Here is a 3,632-nt window from a genome sequence, read left to right as displayed (position 1 = left end):
TCTTCGGCCTGCCCTGGCTGTTCGACGCGACCCGCTCCGACACCCGGCGGATCGAGCGGCTGGAGGCGCTCGCCGAGTGGACCCAGCGCCTCGCCGACGTGCTGCTGCTCGGCGTCGGCCTGAACCAGGCGATCATGACCAGCCGGCGCACCGCCCCGGCCGCCCTGGAGACCGAGATCTCCGACCTGGCGGCCCGGCTGCAGGCCCGCTGGCGCCCCGAGGACGCGCTGCGCGCCTTCGGCGACCAGGTCGCCGACGCCACCGCCGACAAGGTGCTCGCCGCCCTCGTGCTGCGGGCCGGGGACAGCGGACCCGGCCTGGCCCGGGCGCTGGCCGACATGGCCGAATCGGTGCGCGAGGAGGTCCGGCAGCGGCGCGCCATCGAGGCGGACCGCTCCAAGCACCGCACCACGATCCGCTGGATGGTCGGCATCATCCTGCTGGTCATCGTCGTCGGCGGCCTCAACCCCCGCTACACCGAGCCCTATTCGACGGTGCTGGGCCAACTCGTGCTGGCCGTCGTGGCGGTGGCGTTCGTGGCGGTGATCGGCTGGATGCGCTCGCTGGCCCGGCACACCCCGCTGCCCCGCGTCCTGGAGGCCGACCGCCGCTCCAAGACCGGCCGGCTGCCCGGCACCGGGACCGACGGGGCCGACGGCGCCGACGGGCCCGCCGCCGACGGCGCCGCGGCCGGGAACGACCCGCGCGTGAAGGAGGCCAGGTGATCTCCCCCTGGGCGGTCCTCGCCGGCGCCGCCGCGGCCGGCGGCGTGGCCCTGCTGCTGGCCGAACTCCGGCCCGCGCCACCGGACCTGGGCCAGGCCCTGGACCGGCTGCACCGCGTCCCCGAACCCCGCCGGGCCGAGGACGAGGACGCCGCGCTGCCCTGGTACGACCGGGTCGGCCAGGGCTCGGCGCGGCTGCCCGGGGTGCGCATCCCGCACCGGGAACTCGCGCTGATCGGCCGCAGCCCGGCCCGCTTCATGGCGCACAAACTGCTGTTCGCCGTCCTCGGGTTCGCGCTGCCCGGCTACCTGTCGGTGCTGGCCGTTGTGATCGGCGACGGCCTGCCGCCGGCCGTCCCGCTGGTGGTCGGGCCGCTGCTGGCCGGGCTGCTGTGGTTCGTCCCCGACGGCATCGTGGCCGGCGAGGCCAAGGAGGCCCGCACCGAGTACCTGCACGGCATCGCCGCGTACCTGGAACTCGTCGCGCTGGAACGGGCCGCCGACTGCGGGCCCGCCGAGGCGCTGCGCCGGGCCGCCTCGGTCGGGCGCGGCACCGTGTTCCGGCGGATCCGCGACGCGCTGGAGCGGGCCGCCACCGACCGGCTCCCGCCCTGGGACGGACTCGACGCGCTCGCCCAGGAGTTGGGCCTCACCCCGCTCCAGGACGTGGCCGACATCATGCGGATCTCCGGCGTCGACGGCGCCGCCGTCTACGACACCCTGCGGGCCCGCGCCAAGAGCCTGCGCGGCGAACTGCTCTCCGAGGAACTCGCCAAGGCCAACACCGACAGCGAGCGGATGGTCGCCCCCGGCTCCGCGCTGACCCTGCTGATGACCGTCCTGATCGCCTTCCCCGCGGTCTACCAGATGCTCAACACCACCTGACCACCATGGAATCCGACACCCCGAAACCCCCGACCGAGCAGCGAAAGAACAGCGCCACCCGCCCGGCGCGGCACCCCGCGCCGAGTCCCTCCCCCCTTCGAAGTCCTGGAGACCACACCATGGCCCGAATCCGCACCGTGGCGGCCGCCCTGCGGCCGCTGATCCCGCTCCACCTCGTCCGACCCGCCGTCGAGTACCGCCTCGTCAAGCTGCGCGCCGCCCGCGAGTCCGGCGACCGCGGCGCGATCAGCATCGAACTCGCCCTCGCGGTGATCGTGCTGGTCACCATCGCCGGGACGGTCGTCTACGCGATCACCCAGCTCGGCAACAAGGTCCAGGGCAACATCCAGAAGGACGTCCCCGCCGGCGGCACCGCGCCGTGATCCGCCGCCCGCACCGGCCCGCCACCCGGCCCGCACCGGCCGGGTGGCTCCCGCGCGCCCGCAGGTCCGACCGGGGGCCGGTGCCCAGCCGGGGGGCGGGGCCCGGCCGTGGGGCGGCGCCCGGCCGGGGGGCGGTGCCCGACCGGGGGGCGATGACGATCAGCCTCGCCATCGTCTTTCCCGCCGTGCTGTTCGTGATCCTCCTGGTGGTGCAGGCCGGCCTGTGGTGGTACGCCGAACAGGCCGCGCTGGCCGCCGCCCGGGAGGGCGTGGAGGCCGGACGGATCAACGGCGCGCCGGCCGGTGCGGGCGAACAGCGGGCGGCCGAGTTCGTCGACCGCCTCGGCAGCGTGGTCGAACTCGCGCGGGCGCCGGAGCAGACCGGCGGCGACCCCGACATGTACCAGCTGTCCGTCACCGTGAAGACGCTCTCCCTGGTGCCGTTCGCCGACCTGGCGATCACCAAGACGGCCACCGCGCCCCGGGAGAAGTTCGTCCCGCCGGTGGCGCCGTGAAGGGCCGGGGCGCGGTGGACGGCGGGGGTGCGGCGCGCGGCCGGGGCGCGGTGGACGGCGGGGGAGCCGTGGGCCGCGGGGGAGCGGCGCGGCGCCGGCTCCGGGACCGGGGGTCGTTCGCCGTCGAGGCCGCGCTCCTGGTGCCGGTGATACTGACCTTCGCGCTGATGGCGGTCGCCGCCGGACGCCTGCAGACCACCGGTGCGGTGGTCGACGCCGCCGCCCGCGCCGGGGCCCGCGCCGCCTCGCTGGCCCACAGCCGCGAGGGCGCGCAGCAGGCCGCCCGGGACGCCGTCGCCCAGGCACTGGCCGTCCGGCAGGTGCGCTGCGAGACCCTGGCCCTCGGCGACCTGGAGTACCGCCCGCTGGCGGTCGGGGACGAGACCCTGACCACCGTCGTCGTCCAGGTGTCGTGCAAGGTGTCGCTGGCCGACCTGACCGGTCTGGACCACCTGCCGGGCAGCAAGACGCTCACCGGTACGTTCAGCTCCGTGCTGGACCGCTACCGGGAAGACAACTGAGGGAACGTCAATTCGCCGTGGGGGGAGGGAACGTGGACGAACGAGGCGTGAACCGCCGTGACCGGGGCAGCATTTCGGTCATGGTCGCCATCACCGTCGCCAGCCTGGTCGCCGTGGTCGGCCTGGTGCTCGACTTCGGCGGCCAACTGCGGGCCATGGAACGGGCCGACGCGGTGGCCCAGGAAGCCGCCCGGGCGGCCGGCCAGCAGCTCGACATCGACCGGCTGCGCGCCGGCGGCGGCTACCAGGTCGACCCGGCACGGGCCGAGGCCGCCGCCCAGGCGTACCTCGCCTCCCAACAGGTCACCGGCGACGTCGAGTTCCCCAAGTACCCCGACCTGAGCGAGATCAGCGTCACCGCCAGAACCACCTACCGGACCGCGCTGCTCGGCGTGGTCGGCATCACCACACTCTCCGTGCAGGGCCACGGCAAGGCCACCCTGCTGCACGGCATCACGGAAGGGAAGACCGGCTGATGGCCGCGCGCGGAGCCGACGACCAGCACCGCAAGGGACACCGGGGACGGCGGCCGGGAACCGCCGCCGCCCCCGGCCGGCAGCCCGCCCCGGTGGCCGCCGGGCGGCGCGAGGGCCGGCGCCGGAGA

Annotated in this window: 6 protein-coding genes; all 6 read left to right on the top strand. The window is 75.6% G+C overall.

Features of this window, described 5'->3' with window-relative positions; genetic code table 11:
- Positions 1–725, top strand: a 725-nt coding sequence (locus ACFUEL_RS36970) for a type II secretion system F family protein (RefSeq protein WP_380242159.1), incomplete at its 5' end; no start/stop codon positions are given.
- Positions 722–1,609, top strand: coding sequence for a hypothetical protein (locus tag ACFUEL_RS36965; protein ID WP_380242157.1), 888 nt, complete (start codon positions 722–724; stop codon positions 1,607–1,609). The genes ACFUEL_RS36970 and ACFUEL_RS36965, both read left to right, overlap by 4 nt.
- A 119-nt stretch (positions 1,610–1,728) precedes the next feature.
- Entirely contained in the window at positions 1,729–1,992 is a 264-nt protein-coding gene (locus ACFUEL_RS36960; RefSeq protein WP_380242155.1) for a hypothetical protein, read from the top strand.
- Between the two features lie 152 nt (positions 1,993–2,144).
- Entirely contained in the window at positions 2,145–2,507 is a 363-nt protein-coding gene (locus tag ACFUEL_RS36955) for a TadE/TadG family type IV pilus assembly protein (RefSeq protein WP_380242153.1), read from the top strand.
- Positions 2,504–3,028 carry a TadE/TadG family type IV pilus assembly protein gene (locus tag ACFUEL_RS36950; protein ID WP_380242151.1) on the top strand — a complete coding sequence of 175 codons (525 nt, stop codon included), beginning with the start codon at positions 2,504–2,506 and terminating at the stop codon, positions 3,026–3,028. The genes ACFUEL_RS36955 and ACFUEL_RS36950 overlap by 4 nt, the downstream gene beginning before the upstream one ends.
- Positions 2,920–3,504: a pilus assembly protein TadG-related protein gene (locus ACFUEL_RS36945; protein ID WP_380242149.1), complete on the top strand. Its 585-nt coding sequence runs from the start codon at positions 2,920–2,922 to the stop codon at positions 3,502–3,504. The genes ACFUEL_RS36950 and ACFUEL_RS36945 overlap by 109 nt, the downstream gene beginning before the upstream one ends.
- Positions 3,505–3,632 lie beyond the last annotated feature (128 nt).

Origin of the sequence: Kitasatospora sp. NPDC057198, assembly GCF_042670125.1 — a bacterium.
Classification (GTDB): Bacteria; Actinomycetota; Actinomycetes; order Streptomycetales; family Streptomycetaceae; genus Kitasatospora.
This window is presented reverse-complemented; position numbering and strand designations above follow the sequence as displayed.

Coding starts and splice junctions, on each gene's coding strand:
- ACFUEL_RS36960 (WP_380242155.1), top strand. CDS start 1,729: ATGGCCCGAATCCGCACCGTGGCGGCCGCCCTGCGGCCGCTGATCCCG.
- ACFUEL_RS36955 (WP_380242153.1), top strand. CDS start 2,145: ATGACGATCAGCCTCGCCATCGTCTTTCCCGCCGTGCTGTTCGTGATC.